The 25,384-nt window shown below is 54.2% G+C and carries 2 protein-coding genes; both read right to left on the reverse strand.

Annotation, left to right across the window (positions count from 1 at the left end; genetic code table 11):
• Positions 1-5 precede the first annotated feature (5 nt).
• On the reverse strand, positions 6-15,107 hold the full coding sequence (locus MAMMFC1_RS20545) for an SDR family NAD(P)-dependent oxidoreductase (RefSeq protein WP_232035849.1): 15,102 nt from the start codon (positions 15,105-15,107) through the stop codon (positions 6-8).
• Positions 15,108-15,112: 5 nt separating this feature from the next.
• Positions 15,113-25,378 carry an SDR family NAD(P)-dependent oxidoreductase gene (locus tag MAMMFC1_RS20550; RefSeq protein ID WP_158618834.1) on the reverse strand — a complete coding sequence of 3,422 codons (10,266 nt, stop codon included), beginning with the start codon at positions 25,376-25,378 and terminating at the stop codon, positions 15,113-15,115.
• Positions 25,379-25,384: the final 6 nt, after the last annotated feature.

Below are 25,384 nucleotides of genomic sequence, written 5' to 3' on the forward strand. Positions count from 1 at the left end.
CCCTCCTACTTAAACATTTCCCAGATCACTTTTAATGCAGCGTCGCCAGTCCGGCTTTCTGGTCCGAACTGTTGCCGATTTATTGCCGGCGGCGGGTTGGGATGCCGCTTAATTATACGGGAGGCTGGCTCCTCCCAGGCTTCCAGGATCACATGGGCATTGGTGCCGCCATCGGCAAAACAGTTTATCGCAGCAATCCGGGGAGTATTTTTCCATTCGGTGAGCTTACGCGAAAAATAAAAGGGAGAAGATTCGATGTTGTAATGGGTCATGGGCTGTTCGCCGGACAAAAAGGGAACAAACTGCCGGTATTGAAGCATCAAGGCAACTTTAATAAAACTGGCAATGCCTTCGGCGCACAACGGATGGCCGATATTGGGTTTTACCGATCCCAGCATCAGGGGCGATGTATTGTCCAGCCGGTAAACCGACTGGATGGCCTTGAGTTCCAGCAGATCCGTAACTTCAGAACCGGAACCGTTGGCTTCAATATAGATAACTGCTTCCGGCTGCTTGCCACTCCTGGCCAAAGCTGTTTGCAAAACTTCTTTTTGCGCCTGTAGATTGGGAGTTGCCGGACCTGCCGTCCGCCCGTCGTTATTGATGGCCAATGCTTTAATTACGGCATAAATCCGGTCTCCGTCCGCAAGCGCCTGCTCTACTGTTTTTAATAAGACCAGACCGGCGCCTTCCCCCAGGACAATTCCCCGGGAACGCTGATCAAAGACATGAAAGACCGGATCCGGACTTAAAATTCCCCGCTGGTGGAATAACTGGTGGGATGCGTCCGTATTCAGCAGGCTCACGCCGCCAACGACAGCGGCTTCAATATCGCCGTTGTTCAAGGCCTGCATGGCCATATTCATACCGACTAAGGCCGAGGAACAGGCAGTGTCCACGACAATGCTTGGGCCGCGAAGATCAAAATATTGCGAGATATTTGCCGCCAAATAGTTTTGTCCCACGGCGACAATGGGATTGATTGCCTGACGCAGGCTGGCTTCATCGGGGCGGTGGAGACTGCGGCCGCCAAGATAGACGCCAACCTGTTTTCCCTTTATTTCCGCCGGGGAATAGCCGGCGTGATACCATAGTTTCAGGCTCTCTTCCAGTATCACCAGGGCTTGCGGGTCCATTGCCCTGACATCCTTTTCCGGCATCATAAACAATTTTGCATCAAATTGCGTAATGTTGTCGACCAGTCCCGCGGAAAAATTATTCAAGTACCCCCAGCGCTCCTCCGGCACGGAACGAATGGCCGACCTGCCTTCCGCCAACAGCTGCCAGTACTCTTCTAAACTGTTTGCTCCCGGAAAACGGCAGGCAAGCCCAATCACGGCAATATCCTGCGGCTTGGAAGACCTGTAAATATGAGTATGAGATTCCGTTTGCAATCCCCGGCTCGCGGGAGATTCCGAAGGGATTGGGGGGGCGGGAAGCGATGAAGCCTGAGTTGGCGGCATATATTGTTCCGGACTCCCGGTATCCAGGATTTTGCCTAAAGAAGAAGCGTGATTATTGACAAGCCATGTTGCCAGGGACTCAATGGTTGAATATTCGAACAGAATTGAGGGATCTAAATCATTTGCCAGCAATTGATTGATCGACCCCAATACTTGCGCCAGCAAAATGGAATCCATCCCGTAGTCTTGAAATGCCGTATCCATTTCCAGCTTGGCGGAATCTATCCTTAATTCCTGCGCGAACAAACCGACTAACCATTTTTGCGTTACCGTCAAAAGAGAAGCGGGGGCCGGCGGCGTTTTCGCGGCGGCAGGGCGCCGGGTCTGAATATTCGCTGTCAGGGTTTCTTGTTTTTTACGCTGCATTAGCTGGCGAGGCTGCCACAAATCCGGGTTGACCACTGCCGGCAGCACGACGGGACCCAGCTGCCCGGATAGAATCTGATCCAGTAGCTGCAAGCCTTCTTCATTGGTATGGCTCAGCAAACCTGTCTGCTGATAGGCTTTGGTTTTGACCTCGCCCATGCCTGTCTCTTTCCAGCTGGGCCACACTATGCTGACGATCGGACAGGCATCCGCCCTGGCGTCCGCAAAATAGTCCATATAGGCGTTGGCCATGGCATAATCGCTTTGTCCGGCAGCTAAAGCGGGAATAATCGCCGATACCGATGAAAACAGGACAAAAAACTGCAACGGTTCATTGCTGAAGCTTTGATACAATATGTTCAGTCCGTCAACCTTGGGATCCAGCACCTGTTGCATTCCCCCGACAGATTTCCGGATAAATGCGGGATTCTTGGCATCACCGACGCCGGCGCAATGAATGATTCCGCCAATTGGGCCCATAGTGCCTTTTATTTCTTCCAGACTCTCCTGTACAGCCTGTTCATCGGTTAATGAAACAGACAACACCTGGACTTGTGCGCCCTGGGCTTCTAAGGCCCGTATAGCCTGAATTTTTTGGGCGACAGCGGTATTTTGCGACTGATAAGCATCCCATTCCGCCCGGGGCGGCATTGTCTCCCGGCCGGTGAGCACCAGGCGCCTGACGCCATGCTTTGTTACAAAATGCCGGGCGCACTGGTAGCCTATGCCTCGCGTTCCCCCTGTAATCCATAACACATGTCCCTCAGGAAATACCAGCGTTTGCTGACTGTTATTACTGCTATTACTGTTGTTACCGTCATCACTTTTTTCGAATTCATCAAGATAGGCGCGATAACGCTTCCCATCCCGGTAGCAGATTTCCGGGTCCTCACTTTCCAGGCAGAACTCGGAAGCGATCTGCCGCGCCAGCGCCTGATCACCGGTGGATGGGTCCGCATCCATATGCCGTGAACGCAGATGCCCGTATTCACTTTGCAGCATTCGGTACAGGCCGGCGCGGGCGGCGCCTGCTAAATTGACAACCGTATTCTGATAAGACTCCAGGCCTTTTGTCACACCGAGCAGCATCAGCCCTTCCCGCTGCCCGTACTCAGTCAATCGCTGCAGCCATGTTATCCAGTGGGATATTGGGCTTTTTCCCTGGCCGCAGCCAATCAAATCCACACAGCCGCCGTAATTTTTCCAATGCGTTTCCGGTTGCTGAAGCTGTGATTCAAGCTCATGGCTATTATAGGTATCTATATCTATTATTTCACTCTTGAGAAAATGCCCGGCAAGCTGAATCGCCAATTCCATAGTTTCTTGCGTTGTCAAGATGGCGACAGTCCGGTCGGATATGGGGGCTGAAGCTGCGGAACAAGGTTCCCATTGTTTTTGTAAATAACGCACTGCCCGCTGTTGGGGGCGATCTTCAGACTTGGCGGGAAGAGTGGCGTCAAATAACCAATACCGTTCTTTGGCAAAAGGATAGGTAGGCATGCTGATGCGGCGCGGCTTGACGTCTCCGTACAGCCGGTTCCAGTCAACAATGAGGCCTTTGACCCAAAGGTCGATAAGCTTTGCATACTTTCCTTTGGTAATCCAGGCAGCGACTGTTTTGGCCATATCTTCATCCGCGGCAAAAACATCCAGGGTTTCTTTATTGCGCTTTACCTGTCCCCGGTACACTTCCCCGCCGCCATCCCGGCCATCGGCATAACTTTTCAGTTTTTTCACAAGTTCCCTGACGGATCCCGCCAATACCGCCAGGCGCTCTTCCATGGCCTCCCGGCCTGCCTGGAGGGTGTAAGCCACATCGGCCAAATCATTATCCGTGAATTGCCGCTCCTCAATCGCCGCCAGCAATTGCCGCACCTGCTCCCGCAGCCGTTCTTCATTCTTTGCCGACAGCACGATAATGGCCGGATTCCCCGCGTTGACCGCAATCGGCGGCCGGGCCGGGTCCCGGGCTATATATTCTTCGATAACGATGTGAGCGTTTGCCCCGCCCGCCCCAAAGGACGAGATGCCGGCAATCCGCGGATATTCCTTGCTTTCGCCGCCTTTTTCAACCACCGGCCGTTTCCATTCCGCCAGTTCCTGCTGGACCACAAAGGGGGTATTACTGAAATCAATGTTGGGATTTAAGGTCTGAGAATGGAGTGAAGGCGCCAGTTGCTGATACTTTAACTGCAGCAGTATTTTCGTTACTCCGGCAATGCCGGCCGCGCTCTCGCAATGGCCGATGTTGGACTTGGCCGAGCCGATGGCGCAGAACTGCTTGTCCTGGGTGTATGCCTGGAAGGTTTTTGTCAGGCCGGTGATTTCAATGGGGTCCCCCAGGGAAGTGCCGGTGCCGTGGGCCTCAATATAACTGATGGTCCGGGGATCAATCCCGGCTTCTTGAAAGGCCCGGCCAATGACACTGGCCTGGGCATTGGGATTGGGAACGGTGTAGCCGTTGGTTTTTCCCCCATGATTGAGGGCGGTCCCTTTGATGATGCCATAGATGTGGTCGCCGTCGGCAACGGCTTTCGCCAGCGGTTTCAGGAGCACGGCTCCCACGCCTTCTCCCGGCACATAGCCGTCGCCGCCCTGGCCGAAGCTTTCGCAGCGGCCTTTGCTGGAGGCGAACTTGCCCTGGCTAAGCATCAAGTATTTGTTGGGATGAATGGAAACATTGACGCCGCCCGCAATCGCCGCTTCGCAGTTACCCCGCTGCAGGCTCTGACAGGCCAGATGGATGGCGGTCAGAGAAGAGGAGCACATGGTATCCACCGCCAGGCTGGGTCCATGGAAGTTGCAGAAATAGGATACCCGGTTGGCGATGGACGACGGGTTGCCGGACGCGGCGACCGGCCGGCCCTGGATTTGTTCCTGGGCGCCGTAGAGCTGGTACTCTTCGTACATCACCCCGACATATACCCCCACATTGCCCCCCAGGCCAAAGTCCTGACGCAGGCCCAGGGTTTCCCGGGTATAGCCCGCGTCCTCCAGGGTTTCATAGACACACTGCAGGAACAACCGCTCCTGGGGATCCATGATTTGGGCTTCCCGCGGTGAAATATTGAAAAACAGCGGATCGAACTGATCCACGCCGTTAATAAAGCCGCCCCACTTGCTGTAGGCTTTGCCGGGCTTATTTTTATCGGCGTCAAAGTACAGGCTGTGGTCCCAGCGCTCTTTAGGGATTTCGGTGATGCAGTCCTTGCCGTCCCGCAGGTTTTGCCAGAATTGCCGGATATTATCCGCCTGGGGATAGCGGCCGGCGACCCCAATGACGGCAATGTCCAAGGCCGCTGTTTCTTCCCGCTTCTCCGGCCGCAGCGAGGCAAAGCGCAGACGCCGGCGGCTGCCGGCGGTCAGTTCCTCGGCCTCGGTCCCGGTCACAGCCGTTAAATTTTGGTAATTACCGGCGGGCGCCGCCGCTATATCCTCAATTCCCACTAATTCTGTCAGTTGGCCGCGATAGTTTTCCAGGAAATAGCCGGTTAAATCTTTAATGTTTTGGTATTCAAAAAATAGTGTTTTCGGCAATAAACCGAATATCTTTTCCAATTGATTGGTCAATTGCATGACCATCATGGAATCAATTCCATATTGTTCCATCGGTGCAGCCGCCTCAATGCGGTGCGCCGGCAGCTTGATGGCGGTGGAAAGCAGCCGTTTGAAGTAATTTACGGCTTTTTCCTGGAATGAATTTTGGTCAATGGCTGGTACGGCTTTGTTTTCTTCTCTGGTATGAGGGGCATTGGGCGCGTTTATGGCTGCCGTTCCCGTCTGTTCCCCGAGGAATGCCGCCCGCAGCCGCTTAAGTTCCCCTTCCATCACCAGGACCTGATCCTGGCCGGAGGCCAGGCCCTGATACAGGGCCCGGATGCCGGTTGCTGTCCCCATGGCGACCATACCGGTGGTTTGCCGCAGCATCTTTTCGGTTTCCGCATCCACACGCATCCCGCCCTCCTGCCACAACGGCCAGTTGACCGACAGGGTTTGACCGCGGCGTTGCTGTGAGGCCACCAGCGTATTGCGATATCTGGCATAGGCGTCCATAAAGGCGTTGGCGGCTGCATAGTCGGCCTGGCCCGCATTGCCGAAAACTCCCGTTCCGGATGAAAAGAGGATGAAAAAGTCCAGCGGCTGATGCTGGCTGGCCTGATCCAGATGCACCAGGCCGGTGACCTTGGGCGCCAGCACTTCCAAGACTTCAGCTTTCGTCTTTTTAATAATGAAGTTGTCCTTAATCACACCGGCGCTGTGAATGATGCCATTGAGGCCGCCAAAGTCGGTCTGGATGCTTTGGATTAAGTCGGCGACTGCTTTCTCCCGGGTCACATCGACTTGCCGGTAGACAATCCGGGCGCCCTGGGCTTCCGCCTGCTTAAGCTTGGCTTGCCTGTCGGCAGTGAGCGGGGAGCGGCCGGTGAGGATCAGGGTGGTATCCTTGACTTTTTGTGCAATTTCCCGGGCAAAAAGGAGTCCCAGGCCGCCGGCGCCGCCGGTAATTAAATAGACTCCCTGATCTTTCCAGGGAATTCTTCCTGCTGCCGGTGAGGCTTCCATTTCGCTCAAGGCGGCAACATAGCGCTTGCCGTCCTGGTAGCGAACCTGACTATTTATGATGCTTCGGCTGTCCGCCTGCAATTTCTCTATGATTCCTGCCGGATCTTCATCCGGTTCCACTTCAATCAACTGCCCGATAATTTGGGGATTTTCCCACCGGGCTGTTTTCAGAAATCCGGCCAGGCCGGTGAACAATTGCTGTTCCTCCCGGTTGGGAACAACGATCTGGAGCAGCACCTTGCCCGCAGGTTTGCTTTTAAGAATGCTTTGGATTTCTTCAAATACCTGGGCGGCATAGTCGGGAAATTTCTCAATGCCGTCCTGTTCGGACGCCAGCGTGAGGCAACGCACCCCGCTCATCCGGGATTCGATGGTTTCCCGGGAAATGTTATTGGGCTCGCAGAGCATCACCACCTGCTGAACATAGGCAGGGGCTGCAGCTTCTTGGGCAACGGCTTGTTCTTTCCAGCCGGGATAGAGCATCAGCGTGCCGGGAGTCGCCGCCTTCCCTGCCGGACCTACCTCGCCTTCCAGCCCTCGGGACGAGAATCCCTTGATCCGCACACAAACATTTCCTTGAGCGTCATAGAGGTCAATATCCAGTTTCTGCACTTTATCCCCGGCTTTACCGCCGTCACTGCGGCGGATCAGCGCCCACATGGCGGCAGTACAGCCGGCGTGGATTTCAAGCGCCGTAAGCGCAAATGGCAGGAACGGCTTGAGGGCGGCTTTACCTTTTGGATCACCGGCGCCCAGCAGGAAACCGATTGACGTCTGCAAGGCGGAATCCAGCAAACCGGGGTGCAGGACAAAGTGTTCCAGGGTATCGGCAACAGCGGCCGGCAAAGACAATTTCGCCAACACCTGGTCCGCTCCCGCATACAGCATCTCAATCCCCTGGTGTCCCGGGCCATATTGCAGGCCCATGGCTTGAAACGCCTGGTAACATTGACTGGCGGAAAAAGTGCTTTGGCTGCATTGAGCCTGTAAGGCCGGCAGATCCGCCGGGGGAATTTTTTCAACCGGACTCAGCACGGCGCTGCCCTGGCTGTGCACTACCGGTCCGGCGCCGGCCGCTTCCGTATATATTTCAAAAGCAATCTTACCGTTATCTTCCGGGAAGAGCCCAATGTGTACCTGAACTGGCTGTTCGCCCACGGCAAGGGGCCGGACCCATACTACATTTTCCAGCCGGATCCCGCTCTGACCGGCTTGGAAACTTCCTGTCGCCTGCGCCACTGCCGCCCGGGCCATTTCCAGATAGGCTACCCCGGGTAAAACCGGCTGCCCCTTTACTACATGATCGGCCAGGAAAAACTCCTGCCCGGTAAAGGTGGAGCTGAACCGCTGCTCCGAAAGATCGGAGGTGTTTTGATGCAGCAGCGGGTGAAGGGCTGCTGCCGTGACTGCGGCTGCGGCCGAACTGTTGCCGGGTTGAGCGCCGCTGGGGGATACCCAGTAGTGTTCCCTGGCGAAGGGATAGGTGGGAAGACCGACGCAGCGGGGTTTGGCATCGCCGAACATCCCGTCCCAGGGGAGATCGTAACCCTGACAATAAAGGTCGGCTAATACATAGAGTGTTTCCTGATATTTATTCCTGTTCTCTTTTAATGCCCAACTGCGCTGCAGCAGTTCTTCCCCATACTCCTGCATTGCTTTTTGGCCCTTAAAATCCCGCGGAACCTTTCCCTGAAACAGGTTAGGCAGCCTTTCCTCACCGCCTGCCTGCTGCCATACATATACGGCATCCTCGCGGTCCTGGATCACGATGGCGCAGCGGTGGTTAAAATGCTGGCGGCCTGCCAGCAAGGTATAACTGACCGGCAACAGGTCTTTTCCCTGCCAATCCTTATTTTGCAGTATCGCAATCATATCCCTGATTTTTTCCTGCAAAGCCTCCCGGGTCTTGGCGGACAGGGCCAGCAAAAAGAAAGGTACTTGCTCCGGCTGGCTGCCGGCTTGTTCAGGCGTATAGCTTTGCACCACCATGTGAGCGTTGGTTCCGCTCATGCCGAAAGCGCTGACGGCTCCGGTCCGGTCTTTGGCACCCGCCTGCGGCCAGGGTTTGCCGGCTTTATTGACATAAAACGGGCTCTCTTGCCAGTTGATATAATCATTTTCCTGTTCACAGTGCAAACTGGCAGGAATTGTTTCATGGCGCAGGGCCTGTACCAGGCTGATCAGGCTGACTAAGCCGGAGGCCGCAAAGGTATGGCCGAAGTTGGTCTTGGTTGAGGTAAGGGCGCAATAACTCTGTTTCCGGGTATAATCCTTAAAAGCATCATACAACGCGTTTATTTCTACCGGATCACCCAATTTAGTGCCGGTGCCGTGGGTCACGATATATTCGATTTCTTCCGGATTCAGCCGGTATTGTTCGTAGACAGCTTTCAAGAGCCCGGTTTGCGAGCTGCCGCTGGGGGCGGTGATTCCGTTGGTTTTGCCGTCATAATTAATGCCGCTTCCTTTGATGACGGCATAAATCTGATCGCCGTCAGCCTGCGCCTGGGACAGCCGCTTGAGCACTACCGCCGCCACGGCTTCGCCGGGCACCAGACCGTTGGCCCGCTTGTCGAAGGCATAGCACCGGCAGTCCGCGGACAGCATTCCGGCTTGGGTTAATACTTCAAACATGTCGGCCAGGAGCAACAAATTGACACCGGCAGCAAGGGCGGTATCGCACTCCTGGTTGCGCAAGCTCCAGCAGGCTTGATGGGCGGCGACCAAACCGGAAGAACAGGCTGTATTAATAGCCATATTGGGTCCGCTGAGATTCAAAAAGTAGGCCAGGCGGGCGGCTAAAATGGCATTGTGATTGGAGGTAATATTGGCCTTTTCCGGGGCCAGCTGTCCGTATTGGCCGTCTTCAACTCCCACGAACATCCCGATCTTGCTTGTTTTAATCCTTGCTGCCCCGTAACCGGCATCTTCCAAAGCTTTCCAGGATTCTTGCAGCAACAGCCGTTGTCTGGGATCCATAATCTCTGCTTCCAGGGGTGAAATCTCAAAAAACAGCGGGTCAAATTCCCTCATGCCCGGCAGCAGGCCGCATCTCCATTTGGAACCACGGCCGGTAAACCGGTCGGCGGGAACTTCTCTTACCGCTTCCTGTCCCTGGGCCAGGATTGCCCACATCTCGTCAATATTCCGGGCATCGGGAAACCTGCCGCTCATACCGATAATGGCAATGGGTTCCGGAACGCCGCCGGCACTTGGGGGCGAGTTGATGATTTCAAACCGGGGCTGGCCAGGTTCCAGGCGCGCTGCAACCGCAGTAACCGCTGCCGCCGCTTCCTTTTGCGGCCCAACCGGCCCGGCAGCTTCTTCTTCCCGGTAAAACTCCCTGATGGCGGCTTGATGCCCGGTTAAAAAGTATTGGGTTAATTTTGCCAATGTGGAATACTGGAAAAATAGGGCGGGCGTTATTTCTATTCCATAATGGTTGGTTAATAATGTCGCAAACTCGGCTAAACTAAGGGAGTCAAAGCCGAAGTCGGCCAGGTTTGCTTCGGCGTCCAGCTTATCCCGGGAGATTTTGAGCAGATTGCTGATATTCTCTTTTAGATCCCACTCCAGGCACTCTTCCAAACTTAATCCTTTTATTTCCGCCCGCCGGCCTTTGCCAGGCGAGCCTGAAACGGCAGAACCCAACGGCGCCGGTTGGTCTTTAACCAAATCTAAAAAGCGGTTTACCCGGCTGCGTTGTCCGACCAATACCAAAGATTGGGCGCTGCCTTGGGACAGGATGCGGTCCAGCACAGCCATGCCTTCTTCTGCTTCTAAAAAACGCTGGCCGCTGGATTTTAGATACATTTTGGCATTTTCATCATCTTGATGTCCCATGCCGCCGTCTTTCCACAGCGGCCAGTTGATCACAACCGCCTTGCCCGGCCGCTGCCGCTGATTGCGATAGTGAGCATAGGCCATTAGAAAACGATTGCCGATGGCATAGTCACAGGACCCAAAGTCCCCCAGAATTGCCGCCGATGAGGAAAAATAGCAGATAAAATCAAGGGGTTCTTCCGGAAGCAGGTCATCGAGCACCAGGGCGCCTTTGATTTTGGGCGCCAACACTTCTGTAAAGCTTGGGATTTCTTTTTCAAAAATGGTTTGGTTGCTTTCCGTTCCGGCGGCATGAATGACTCCGTGTATGCTGCCGAAATGTTCTTTGGCCCGGTTTAATTTTTCTTTCATGCGGGTTTCATCACAAACGTCGGCTTGTATGTACAAAACCCGGCTGCCTAAATCTTCCAACGCTTTGATTTTGGCTTGTTTTTCGTCATCAATTGCCGACCGGCCGGTCAGGATTAGCTGCACGGGCTGCATTTTGGCAATGTGCTGCGCGATCAGGAATCCCAGTCCGCCGCAGCCGCCGGTTATGAGGTAGGTTCCTTCCGCTCGCCATACCCGCTGACCTGCTTGCAGTGATGTGGGGCGAATCCGGCATACATGCCGCTGCCCGTCTTGATACAATACACTTTGGGCTTTGCCTGTTTGCAGTTCGCCCCAGAGTAGCCGCAGCCAATCTTCCACATCTATGTCAATTTCCTGGCGCCCCTCACTGGCCCCGCGGCAAATTAAAGCCACTTGCGTATGCGGCAGAACAAGTCCCAAAGAGCGTTCAAAGCCAATCCAGGATTCCAGGTAACACCGCTCCAAGGCGCTCTGGTACTGAGCGGCTAACAGGAGGCGGCCGGGATTCAGTTTGACGGCGGTGATGGCCTGCAGAATGCGGACAATACAGGCGGCATCCTGGATGTGGCCTTTGTCCTCAAGGGCCCATAAATAGAGGATGGCGTCTACGTTGCCGTACTCTTCCCGGATGCTCCGGAAAGCATTCTGATAGGTGTCTCGGTCTATAGGTGAGATGCTGTACATTTGCCGGGAGTGTTTCTGATAGCCGGCGCTTTGCGAGATAAAGATGATCCGGGTTTGCTGCCCAAGGGCTTGTACAGCATCAATGACCCGTTGTTGATACGCCGGATTGGAAAGAAAACAGACCACGGTCTTGATTTCGGCCGGGGCCGGCGCCGGCAGGGTCTGCTCCTCCCAGCTTTCCTCAAAGGTCATCATCTCAAAGGGTTCCTGGGAGGGGGAAACCGGAGCGTCCTCTGCGTTCTCCTGCATTTGCAGGCCCCTCATCCCCGCACAAACGCGCCCGTACTCGTCGCCCAAGTCAGTATCGGGTTTCCCGCGTTTCCGCGCCTTATCCCCGGCTGTTGCAGCGGCAACGGCGCCGGCTGCGGCGATCCAATAGCTCTCCCGGGCGAAAGGATAGGTGGGCAGGGAAATTCTAGCGTACTGTTCGTTTGTAAACAGCTCCCCGAAATCCAGTTCATATCCCTGAACATACAGATCGGCTACCGTGGATAGATGCTCCAGATATTCGCCGGCATTACCGGCGTTATGGCAGTTCTCAATGCACTCGTTCCCGTATCGTTTCAAGGCTGGCTGTTCCCGCTGATCGTTCTCCCGCAGTTCGGAAACATAGATTTGGGACACCTTGCCCTTTGCCAGCCATTTTTTTAAAAGTCCAATCAGTTCCTCCCGGCTGCGGACGACGCAGGCCAGGCGATGGTTGAAGTGTTTTCTTCCCAGCAGCAGGGTGAAACTCATACTGCCGCAGTCCGCCAGGGGCTCTCCCTCACAGTATGCAAGCAGTTGTCCGGCCTGCTGTCTCAGCTGCTCGGAAGCGCGGGCCGACAGCACGATCAGGTAGCCCGGTTTTTCCGCATGCCGCCGCTCGGTTGGGGGAGCTTCCTCAATGGCTATGTGGGCATTGGTCCCGCTGAAACCAAAAGAACTGGTCACGGCGCAGCGAGGGGAACCTGGCGCGACGTCCCAGTCTTTGAGGCTCGTATTGACGTAAAAGGGGCTGTCTTTGAACTGAATATGGGGATTGCCTGACTGAAAGTGGAGAGATGGCGGGATCTGTTTATGCTGCAGTGACAGCAGCACCTTGATGAGGCCGGCGATTCCCGCTGCCGCGGCGGCGTGCCCAAGGTTTGACTTGATAGATCCTATGGCGCAGTACTCCTGCTTGTCCGTATACGCCCGGAATGACCGGGTCAGGGCCTGATACTCGATGGGATCTCCCAGCTTGGTGCCGGTGCCGTGAGCCTCTGCCATCTGGATCTGTCCGGGATGGATACTGAAGGTGTCATATACGTAACGCTCCAGGCGCTCCTGGGAATTGGCGCTGGGGGCGGTAATCCCGTTGGTAGTGCCGTCCTGGTTGAGGCCCGTGCCCCGGATCACGCCATAGATGTGATCGCCGTCAGCGATAGCCTCCTGGAGCCGCTTGAGCACAATTACTCCGACTCCCTCACCGGGAACAAACCCGTCCGCCTGTTCACCGAAGGTGTGGCAGCGTCCGGTAAGAGACAGCATACCCGCCCGGTTGGAAGTTAGATAAAATTCAGGCGTGGCCTGGACGAATACGCCGCCTGCCAGCGCCAGTTCCGTTTCCCCGGCCCACAGGCCCTGGCAGGCAAGGTGGACGGCGACCAGGGAGCTGGAGCAGGCAGTATCGACGGTTATGGCAGGTCCCTGCAGATCCAGGTGATAGGCGATGCGGGCGGGGATTACCGAACCGGCATTCCCCCAAAATGCCTGCGGGGGAGGGTTACTGTCAAACAGTTTCGGGTAATCGGCGCCGGAGCATCCCACATAGACGCCGCACAGGCGCCCCTGAACTCCCGCTCCCGCATACCCCGCATCCTCCAGGGCCTTCCAGGATTCCTCCAGAAAGAGCCTTTGCTGCGGGTCCATAAAGGTTGCTTCCAGTCCTGAGATATTGAAAAAGCGGGGATCGAACCGGTCGATGCCGTCCAGGAAGCTGCCATGCTTGCAGTACCTTGTCCCTTCCGGGTAATGCTCTGCGAGATCCCAGCGGGAGACTTCCTCGATCAGGTCATCGCCCTTGGCCAGGTGCTCCCACAACTCATTCACGGTATCAGATCCGGCAAAGCGGCCGCTCATGCCGATGATGGCGATGGGTTCTTTCCGGAAAGGAGCCCTGATATCACTGTTTACTGTTTCCCAGGCGGTATCCTTTTCCCTGGATCCGGAAACTGCCTGCGGGTTCGGTTCCGGTTCCGGGAATAGGTTTCTTGCCGGTCTTTGCCGGCTTTGATTGCCATTATGGCCACCATTCTCTTTTTCCCTGACCGGTACGGGTATTGCCTCGCCGCCAGGTTCGCTGCCTGTTTCCAGGGCAGGGGCTTTTTCCTGTAAAGAGGAAATTATCGCCGTGTGATGCTCCCGCATAATATGTTTGGTCAGTTGATCCACGTTATTGTAATCAAACAATACGGTGGTTGGCAATGGGATATGACACTGCTTGTTAATTAAATTTACTAAATTCACGGCAACGATGGAATCTACGCCGTATTCTGAGAAACTACGATCGTCCTGTATTTGTTGCTCTTCCATTTTCAATGCTTCGGCTATGGTTTCTTTGATGATCGTCCGTACGTGATCCTCAACCATCCGGTCGGTCACGGCAACGCTGCCGGGGATTTTTTTCCTGCTTGCGGGCTGCCGCGCTTGCGCCGGGGATGGCTGGGGAGGCTTACGGCTTACCGGCGAACGGTCCGCCCCCGGCTTGATGTTCTTTTTTACCGGTGTTGCGACCGGCTTTAGTTGTTTTTTCTGCCGAACAATCCCGTCGCTTTCGGCGACGATAATCTGCTGGCCAAGCTCGTGAGCCTCCTGCGCCGGGAAGAGGACCGACCGGAAGCCCTCATCTTCCAATACCGCCTGCCAGGTCTGGGGAAACAGGCCGGGGCAGCCCGGGATGCGCAATTCAGCATCCTCGTAGAGCCACCAGCCCTCCAACAGGCCGAAGGTCAGGTGGGTAAACAGGGCATTGCCGCTGATCTCGTTCAGGAGGAGCAGGCCGTTTCTCTTCAGAGTCATCTTGGTATTGCGCAGCGTACGCCGGATGTTTTTGGTGGCGTGCAGGACGTTGGTGGCAATTGCAATATCGTATCCGCCCGCCTCGATGTCCTGTCCGGCCAGTGGGGCATCCAGGTCGAAGATCCGGTAGGTCAGATAGGGATTATCCGGGCCGTACTCGTTTTCGCCGTGCAGGAGAAAGGCCTTGGAGATATCGGTATAGCAATACTCCTTTATGTGATCCCGGTAGGGCTTTATTTTTTTAAAGACAGTGGCGCTGGTGCCGCCCGTCCCGGCCCCGATTTCAATGATGCGGATTTGCGCCGCCGGGTCTTGGCTGAGACGTTCCTCGATATACATGACCAGGATATCGGCGAGGATGCCATTGAAATAATCGGCAACCGGGTTGTTCTTGTAGACTCCCTCAACCATTTTCGTGGAGGAGTTCGGGAACATGATGCTGGTGGCGGGTGTCTTGCTGGTGAGGATGTCCGGCAGGGCCCGCAGGGTGGCCTCTACCAGGGCCACCTGGCCTTTCGTGATGGGATCTTCCAGCCAGTGGCGCTTATTCCCGTCCCACTCCCGCCATACGGCCTCCATATCGATGGTGGCCGGGTCTTGCACGGTATATGTCGCCTGATCGCAGGCGAGGTAGTGATGGCGGGTTAAAACCGCTATGCTTTCTTCGAGCCAGCGATGATAAAGAACCGGCAGCCCCGATTTTGTTTTCAGGTCAACAAACGTTGAATTCTTTTCTGTGAACAACCCAATTGATTGCAACTGACCCCAAAGCAGCCTGATTAGAATTTCGTTCATCGCTTTCACTGGCAGGCGCCCCCTTCTATCTTCAGTAATTGAATCTTCCCGCCTGGTTTTGGAGCGGTTTCAATACGATTCTTCAAGTTATAAATTTGCGAGGGAAGCTGTTCCGGGTAGACAGTAATCCATTCCTCCGTATTCCCGGATAAACTTAATTCTTTTATCGCCAGAGGTTTTGTCGTTTTCAGCAGCGCAATCTGATTGATCTGTCCGGCCAGGAGGGTTTCCAACGCCACCATGCCCTCCGCCGGCTCAATGGAACCTATGCCTGCCTGCTCCATCCGCGCCCGGTACCCTGGCGATGCCACAATTCCCGCGTTGCCCCAATAGCCCCAGTTGATCACTTTCACCGCACAGTCCCATTCCCTGGCAAGCTGCCGGGCAAAGGCGTCCTTAAAGGCGCAGCCGGCAACATAGTTGCTTTGTCCCGGAGATTTTGTAAATGAGTTGATAGAGGAGAAAAACAGTACAAAATCCAGCGGCTCATGGCGGAAAATTTGCGCGATGCGGACACTTACATCCACCTTGGCGGCAAGCGCCGCCTGGAACCGTTCCTCATCCATATTGGCCAGGCTTTGGTCCAGCAGCACGATTGCGGAATGTATCACACCGTTTATCTTGCCGTACCGGCTTTTAATTTCCTCATAAGCCCGTTGCAAAGCCTCCTGATTGGCTGCGTCGGCGGCGAAATAGCCGGGCTGTGACCCGAGAGCCGCAAGCCTGTCCAATTTCGCCTGAATGGCTTCGTCCTTTTGCCGCCGCCCCAGCCATACCACTTTCGCTTTAAAGTTGCGGATCATGTATTCCGTCCAGACTTCGCCGATGCCGCCGGCGCCCCCGATCACTACGTACACGCCCTCCGGCTTATACAATGTCGGCTGGAACGCCGGACTCCGCACCGGAACCAGCTTTTGCCTGTACCACTCCCGGCCTCTGCCGACCCAAAGCTCTCCCTGGGAATCGGACGGCAAGGCAAAAATATCGTCAGTGGTCCATTCACCATCGGGTTCTATATCAACAAGTCTAACTTTCCAGTTGGGATATTCCCTGGCCATCGAGCCTATTAACCCGTGGAGGCTCGCATGGGTCGGGTTTGCCCCATCGTTTTTTCGAACGGCCTGGGATTGGGTGGTTATAACTGTCCAGCCCAGATTTTTAGCGCCGTAACCCAAACGGAGCAGGGCCTTGATGGTCCGGAAGACCGGGAAAACCCCCCGGCCCTGTTCGGCGATTAATGCCTCATCTGTCAGGGATTTTAAGGGATGATGGGAAGCGACCCATATCATGTGATCAATGGAGCCATGGGCTGCTAGTTTATTACCTATCGCCTCGATGGTGTCGCCGGGTTGGATATCCAGAACCTGTGCGTGGGGGTAGTGTTGCCTGATGGCGCTCCCGTTGCCTTCGTCCCCGCCGGCAATCACAACCTGAGCATCGGGAGACGGGAAGACTTGCCCCCTGTTTATATTAACGGCGTCCCATACGGGGGTCAGCATGATGGTTCCAACAAGTGGTTCACCGGCGGCTGCGGGTGAGACTGCGGCTAAATTGCCGGCCTGGAGATCGCCTTCCACCACCCTAGACGTGAACCCTGTCATGCGCACGCAAGCTTCACCCTGGTCATCGTAGAGGTCGATGTCAAACTTCTGTACCTTATCCTCCGGCCCGCTGCCGTCACTGAAGCGGATCAGGGACCACATCACAGGGGTGCAGCGTTCAAGGATCTCAATTTCCTCGATGGCAAAGGGCAGCATCTGTTTGCTCTTAGTTGAACGGCCAAACATAAAACCGGCTGAGGCTTGCAAGGCTGAGTCCAGTAAACTGGGATGCAGAAAAAACTGGGCTTGGGTGCCGGCGACGGAGGCCGGCAGGGAGAGCTTGGCCAATACCTGACCCGTCCCCACATATACCGTTTCAATTCCCTGGTGCGCCGGTCCGTAGTCGATCCCCGCCGCCCTAAAGGCCTCGTAGTATTGGCTGGATGAAAGAGTGCTCTGGCTGCACTGAGCTTGTAAGGCCGCCAGATCCAAAGCCGGTCCTTTTGCCACCGAACTCAGCACGGCCCGGCCCTGGCTGTGCACTACCGGCCCGGCGCCGGTCTCTTTTGACTCGCTGTATACTTCAAAGGCAATCTCGCCGTTATCTTCGGGGAAAAGCCCGATGTGTACCTTAACCGGCTGTTCTCCCACAATAATCGGGCGGACCCATACCACGTTTTTAAGCTGTATGCCGGTATGGTTTTCCAAAGTTCCGGCAGCCTGTTCCACTGCGGCCCGGGCTATTTCAAGATAGGCCACTCCCGGCAAAACCCGTTGACCGTTCACCACATGGTCGGCCAGGAAAAACTCCTGCCCCGTAAAGGTCGAACTGAATTGCTGTTCGTAGAAGTCGGAAGCGCTTTGCTGCAGCAGGGGATAAATGGCGGTGGATGCAGTCCGGCTTGCTTGGGTTGCCGCCGCCTGGACCCAATAACGTTCCCTGGCGAAAGGATAGGTTGGCAAACTGAGGCGGCGAGGCTTGACATCGCCATACAGTTTATTCCAGTCTAAAATAAGACCCTTGACCCAGAGATTCAGAAGCTTCTCATATTTTCCCTTACTGATCCAGAGCTCAATCGCATTTTGCAAATCTTCATCCGCCGCAAACAGGGCAACAGTATCCTTATTGCGTTTGGCCTGTCCCTGATACAGATCTTTTATATCATCTTTATCATTTTTATCATCTACAAAACTCCCGAGTTTCTCCTCAAGTTCCTTCATGGACCCCGCCATTAAGCCCAGGCGCTCTTCCATGGGTTCCCGTCCCACCTGAAGCGTGTAAGCTATATCGGCTAAATCCCTGTCTGTTAATTGCTGCTCCCGGATTGCCAGCAGCAATTGCCGCGCCTGCTCCCGGAGGCGGTCTTCATTCTTCGCCGACAGCACGATAACAGCCGGATTTTCGGCAGTAACCGCAAGCGGCGATCGTACCAGGTTTTTGGGTATGTATTCCTCAATCACCACATGGGCATTGGCGCCCCCGAACCCAAACGAACTCACGCCGGCCCGCCGGGGAATGGTTTGGCCCTGATCATCCTGCAGGCTCTGCCATTCCTTACTTTCCTGAACCACGTAAAACGGACTGTCTTTAAGCTGGATGTAGGGATTAATGGTATCACAGTGGAGACTTTTGACCAGCGTCTTATGTTTGAGTTGCAACAGGACTTTGATTACCCCCGCGATACCCGCCGCCAATTCCAAATGACCGATATTGCTCTTCACCGAGCCCAGGCCGCAATGGCTGCTTACCGTTTGGATATCGCCCGTAGCCCGGTACAGTTCCCTGAAAGCCGTCTTTAACCCGTTGATCTCAATTGGATCGCCCAGTTCAGTGCCTGTGCCGTGGGCTTCAATATAGGAAACCGTCCGCGGGTCGATTCCCGCCTTGGCGTAGGCAGTTTGCAACAAATCCGCCTGCGCCTTCGGATTAGGCGACGTTAGTGAATTGGCACGGCCGCCGTGGTTTTCGGCGGTGCTCCGGATTATACCGTAAATATGATCCCCGGCTGCTTCCGCATCCTTCAGCTTTTTCAGGAAAAGCATGCCCACCCCTTCGCCGCGCACATAACCATTGGCCTGATTGGAAAAGGTTTTGCACCGGCCGTCTTCACACAGCATGCCGGCCTTGTTGAAGCTGATGTAAAGATCCGGCGTCACTATCGTATTGATTCCGCCGACAATCGCCATTTCACAGTTGCCGCTCTCTATGGCGCTCACTGCCCGGTGGATGGCGATTAATGAACTGGAACAGGCGGTTTCAATGGGTTCGCTGGGTCCGTGAATATTGAGGAAATAGCTCATCCGGTTGGGTCCCACCGAAGGCGCCATACCGGTGGAAGTATAGCCTTCAATTGGCATATTCGCCTTGGCAATCAAACTACTGTAGCCAAGACTGGACGTACCGACAAAAATACCGGTTTTAGTTCCCGCAAGGCTTTGCGCCGCATAGCCGGCATCTTCAATCGCTTTCCACACATAAGTCATCAACAGGCGCTGCTGCGGGTCCATAAACATGGCTTCCCGGGGTGAAATCCCGAAGAACAACGGATCAAACTCAGCTACGCCGTCAATAAAGCCGCCCCATTTGATGTTGGTTTTATTCTCTTCCTGGACAGGATCGCCGTAATACTCCCGCCAATCCCAGCGGTCGGCGGGAATTTCGGTGATACAATCCTTGCCGTCGCGCAGGTTTTGCCAGAATTCATTTATGTCCCCGGCCAGCGGGAATTTGCCGCTCACGCCGACAATGACAACAGGTTCAGGGGTGCTTGCCGCCAGCTTTACTGCGGCTAATGCCCCTGTTTTGGCCAGGCGGGAACGCCGTCCTTTGCCGGACAGGCTTTCTTTCCCTTCAGTTTCCCTTTCCAGGGCTTGTTCTGCGGCCGTTTCCACGGCTTGGGCTTTTGCCGGAATCTCACCCCTGGTCTTAACCGCAAATTGGGCGGCAAACACGGCCTGGTGCTCTTTAATCAGGTATCCGGCAAAACTATGGATGGTTGGGTGTTCAAAAAATATGGCCGGAGTCAGTTCCAGCTTGTATTCCTTGTTAAGTTTATTGGCAAATTCAGTTAGGGTGATGGAATCAAAGCCATAGTTGCTAAGCTCGGCAGCCGGATCAATATCTCCGCTCTTCACTTTGAGCAGTTTTGATATTGCCTGCACTAACGCCGCCTGCACCTTGTCCGGCAAACTGCCGGCATCAATCGCCATTACGGAATGGGAGGCCGGGGAAACCTTCGCCGGCTGGGCTGCAACGGCAGGAGTCGGCCAAAGCAGTTTTTGCTTCATGCGCGCCAGGTTGCCTTCCGTTACCATACATTGGGTCACGCCGGCGGCTAAGGCCTGATACAAAGCCCGCAGGCCGGTGGAAGTCCGCATGACGGTCATACCCGTCGTTTGCCGCATCATATTTTCCGCCGCCGCATCAATGCGCATCCCGCCTTCTTGCCACAGCGGCCAATTGACGGACAGGGTTTGGCCCCGGCGTTGTTTGGAAGCCGTCAGATCATGCCGGTACCTAGCATAAGCGTCCATAAAAGCGTTGGCGGCGGCGTAGTCGGCCTGGCCCGGATTGCCTAAACTTCCTGCTATGGAGGAAAAAAGTATGAAAAAGTCCAGGGTTAAATCTTTGGCGGCTTGATCCAGATTTACCAGTCCCGCAACCTTGGGCGCCAAAACTTCCTGCAGTTCCGCCTGGGTTTTTTTGAGGATGAAGTTGTCGCGAAGCACTCCCGCTGCGTGAATAATGCCGTTGATACCGCCAAAGTCGGCCTGGATGCTCTGGATTAAATCGGCAACTTCCTGCTTTTGGGTCACGTCGGCCTGCTTATATATAACCCGGGCGCCCAAGGCTTCCAGTTTATTCAGCTTGGCTGCTTTCCCTTCGTTCAGTGGCGACCTTCCCGTGAGGATCAGGACGGCATCCTTGACTTGCTGCGCAATTTCGGCGGCGAAAATGAGTCCCAGCCCGCCGGCGCCGCCGGTAATTAAATAGATCCCCCGGTCTTGCCAGGGGATTTTTGCTTCATCGGGGGCAACCTTGATTTCACGCCAGGCGGCAACATGGCGTTTTCCGTTTTGATACCGGATGTACTTATCCGGCTGGCTGAGGCTGTTCTCCTTAAGTTTGGCGATGATGCCCGCCGCATTTTCACCTGGCTCTATTTCAATTATCTGGCCAATTAGTTTTGTATTTTCCAGGCGGCCGGTGTTCAAAAGTCCGGCAAGCCCGGAAAAAAGCCGCTGTTCTCCCTGGCTTTTTACGACAATCTGGACTAACACCTTAGCCGCTGGCTTGTCATTGAGAATATGTTGCATTTCTTCAAATACCCGGCCGGCATAGTCCTGGAACCGGTCCCCCATGCCTGCTTGCTGGGAATGCAGGCTAAGGCAGTGTACCCCGTTCATTCCGGCGGTAATGCTTTCCCGGGTAACCTCATCCGGCTCACAGAGTATTACCAGTTGCCGGTCATACTCAGGCGCTGCCGCTGCCGGGGCGATGGCTTCTTCCCGCCAGGTCGGCTCGATCATCAGAGCCGCGGGAGCTGCCTCGGAATCCGGCGCTCCTGGTTCGCCGTCCAGTATTCTGAATAAAATATCTTTTATCCGCACACAAACATTTCCCTGGTTGTCACACAAATCAATATGGAATTTTCTTATCTTATCGCCGCTTTTGTTGCCGTCACTCTGTCGGACCAGGGCCCACATGGCGGGGGCGCAGGGCCCAAAAATCTCCAGTTCCTCAATGGCAAAGGGCAGACACGGTTTGCCCGTATCGGCGTAGTCAACTATCAGGCCCGAAGTAGCTTGCAATGCCGCATCCATTAAACTGGGATGGAGGAAAAACCGGTCTTCCGTGGCGGCAGCCGGCAGGGCGAGCTTGGCCAAAATCTCCTCCGGTCCCAAATAAAGCGCTTCAATTCCCTGGAGGCTCGGACCGATAGCAAGACCTGTCGCCAATATGTTCCGGTAACATTGGCCGGGGGAAAGGGTGTTTTGACTGCACCGGGCTGTTAAAGCCGGAAGGTCCAGGGTTGGAACCTCGCCAATGGTAATCAGCGCCGCTTTGCCCTGGCTGTGCATGACGGTTTCCGCGCCGTCCGCTGCCGCCTCGCTGTAAATTTCGTAAATAATGTCGCCGTTCTCTTCCAGGGAAAGCCCGATGTGCACCTGCTGCGGCTGTTCTCCCACGGTAATGGGGCGGGCCCACACCACGTTTTTAAGCCGGATTCCCGTCTGATTTTCTCCCCAGGTTCCGGCTGCCTGTTCTACTGCTGCGCGGGCCATTTCCAGGTAAGCAACCCCGGGCAAAACCCGTTGGCCCTTCATCACATGGTCGGCCAGGAAAAACTCCCGGCCGGTAAAAGTCGAACTGAACCGCTGTTCATAAAAGTCGGAGGTATTTTGCTGCAGCAGCGGATGAATGGCGGCGGTGGCAGTTGAACTTATTGCGCCGCTTGTTTTGGGTTCCCCTTCCTGGACCCAATAACGTTCCTTGGCGAAGGGATAGGTGGGCAGACTGATGCGGCCCGGCCTGGCATCACCATATAATTTGTTCCAGTCAAAACTTAGACCCTTAACCCAAAGCTGCAGGAATTTATCGTATTTTCCCTTACTTATCCAGGCATCAACCGTTTGCGCCATCTCTTCATCCACAGCCAAAACAGCCAGGGCTTCTCTGTTGCGTTTGACCTGCCCCAGGTATACATCTTCAATACCGGCTTTATCATCTTTGCCTGCCGCAAAACCCTGCAGTTTATCTTCCAGTTCTTTGACGGAGCCCGCAATTATGCCCAAACGCTCTTCCATGGCTTCCCGCCCTACCTGGAGCGTGTAGGCTATAGCGGCCAGATCGTTGTCGGTGTACTGCCGCGCCCGGATTGCAGCCAGCAATTGCTGCGCCTGCCGCCGGAGCCCTTCCTCGCTCTTGGCCGACAGCACGATGATAGCCGGGTTCTGAGGGCTGACTGCAATGGAAGGCTGTCCCGGTTCCACCGGTATATATTCTTCGAGCACGACGTGGGCATAGGCCCCGGAAAATCCAAAAGAGCTGACCCCCGCCCGCCGCGCCGCCCCTGGGGGGCTTTTCCATTCCTCAATTTCCTGATTTATATAAAGGGCGGATTTGGCCAGTTGAATGTACGGATTCATTTTTTTAAACTGCGGCATAGCGGGAATTTGCTTTTGCTTAATTTGCAGAATGACTTTAATAATCCCGGCAATGCCGGCGCCGCCTTCCGTATGACCGATGTGGGCCTTGGCCGATCCTACCGCACAGAACTGCTCCTTATTGGTAAATCGTTTGAATGCTTTTTTTAAACTGTTGATTTCAATTGGATCGCCTAACTTCGTACCGGTGCCATGGGCTTCGATATATGTCAGGGTTTCCGGGTTGATGCCGGCATCTTCCCATGCTTTTAAAATAACATTTTCTTCCCCTTCAACACTCGGTGCGGTTAAGGAAGGAGTATATCCCCCGTGCAGGGCGGCCGAACCTTTAATAACGGCATAAATGTGATCGCCGTCTTTTATTGCCTGTTGTAATGGCTTCAATAATATGCTGGCAATGCATTCCCCGGGAACATAGCCGTCGGCGGCTTCATCAAAAGTATGGCAGCGCCCCGTGGATGATAAAGCGCCGATACTGCAAAAATAACGGTAGTGAGCCGAGGCCAGCAGCAAGTTCACTCCCCCCACAAAAGCCGTATTGCATTCTTTATTCCGCAAAGCCCGGCAGGCATAATGCAAAGCAAACAGCGAGGAGGAACAGGCGGTATCCACGGCCATGCTGGGACCTGTAAAGTCAAATAAAAAAGATACGCGGTTGGCAATTACCGTGTGGGCATTACCTGTTCCAAGATACGGATCTATCGGTATGTTCATCTCAGCGATCTTATCGGCGTAATCATGAAAACAAACTCCCACAAATACGCCTGTATCCGTTCCCCGCAATTGATTGATATAACCGGCATCCTCGCCGGCGGCGTAAATGCTTTGCAGCAATAAGCGAAGCTGAGGGTCCATCCATTCGGCTTCGCGCCCGGATATATTAAAAAACCCGGCATCAAATTTATCTACATCGTCAATAAAACTGCCCCATTTACTGTAGGTTTTATTTTTTGCTTCCGGGTCCGTATCGTACCAGGGACGATAATCCCAATGATCGATGGGGATTTCTTTTATTAAGTCTTTTTTATCCCGCAGATTATGCCAGAACTGATTTAGATCGGATGATTCCGCAAACAAACCGTGCATCCCGATTATGGCAATATCGTCGTTGCCTGAATAGGCGTTATCACTGAAGGATACCGGTACCGGTATCTGCACTTTAGCATGGCTGGCTTGTAAAACTTCCCGGGCCGCTTTTGCCGGGATGTTTTGGCCGTTTGGCCGGTTAGCCGCGGAAACTGCCGCCTGTTTTGCGTCAATCCCCAATAATTGGCTGAACGGCTCTTGATGCTCCTGGGAAAAAAATTCCGTAAGTTCTTCTATATTCGGGTATTCGAAAAATAACGTCGGATATAATTCAATGCTTGTTTCCTGTTTAATCTCATCAGTCATTGCCATCAACTGAGAGGACTCCAGCCCCAGGTCCATTAGATTAACCCTGGAGTTTTGGAGTCTTGAGCGATCAGGTATGATTTTACTGAGTTTATTCGTCAGGTATTTTTTAATTTTACTCTTAAGATCGTCTGTATTTGCCGGCTTTTCCGGTTGATACAATTCTGAAGTCGTCTGGTTTTGCTGTTGAAGTTCCGGGAAACCGGCAGTCAAATGCGGCGATACCGCAACCTGGCCGGCGGAACGAAGCCGTTTCACGGAACATCCTGCCAGCCGGGCAACCACCCCGAAATCATCATCAATTACCTCGGCATCGAAAACAATCATTTCCCCTGAATTCTTTACTAATGTTATCAACAGCCAGCATTGGTCCAGTCTGCCGTTTTTTTGGCAATTTATATTTTTAATGCCAAACGGCAAAAAACCGTCTTTCATAGCGGCTGTTCCCAGTAAGGAGTTCACTGCCTGAAAAGCACTGTTGATAATAAGGGGATGCAAAACATACTTATGGTTTTCCCCGCGGGTGGTTTGACTTAAAACAACCCTGGCCAGCACCCGGTCCTGTCCCGTAAAAATTTGGGTGATTGTCTTGAAGCTGTCGCCCAGGCCAACGGCTGGATTGCTTGTATAAATTTGATTAAAGTCGGGCAATTCCGCCAGAGAATTTTTGATATTATCCAGATCTATTTTTCCGCTTTCGCCGGAAGCCGAAGCTTGCAAGTTGCCGGTGGCGGCCACATCCCACGCCGGCGACGCCCCATAACGGTACTTGGCTTGAAACTCCAACTCCGTTGCGGCTCCTTTCCGGAGCGGTTCAATCACTACTTCCACGCTCTGATCCTTTTTTACTTCGATAGGTTTAATGAAATTCAGCCGCTGAAGTTCAACGTTATTTTCTTGCGGAAAAAGCCTGAAAAAGATGTCTATTGCCAAGCTGCCATGGGTTGCGCCGATGAGTACTTGTTCACTGTAAACTGTATGATCTTTCAGGTAAGGTTCATCATATACGTACACCTCGGGAATAACATTATGATCATTCCCCCGGTCCGGCAATGGAGTGGATTTTTGACTGTACTGCGCTTTAAATTCTTTAATCTGCTTTAAGGCTTCTTCTTGACTTATCGTTTTTTCTCTTACCTGTTGATACAAAAATCCAAGTTGATTATCCATTTCCAT

The organism is Methylomusa anaerophila (assembly GCF_003966895.1).
GTDB classification, from domain to species: Bacteria; Bacillota; Negativicutes; order Sporomusales; family Sporomusaceae; genus Methylomusa; species Methylomusa anaerophila.

Excerpts from the sequence above, each read along its gene's own strand:
- MAMMFC1_RS20550 (WP_158618834.1), bottom strand. The coding sequence starts at position 25,378 with ATGGATAATCAACTTGGATTTTTGTATCAACAGGTAAGAGAAAAAACG.
- MAMMFC1_RS20545 (WP_232035849.1), bottom strand. The coding sequence starts at position 15,107 with ATGAACGAAATTCTAATCAGGCTGCTTTGGGGTCAGTTGCAATCAATT.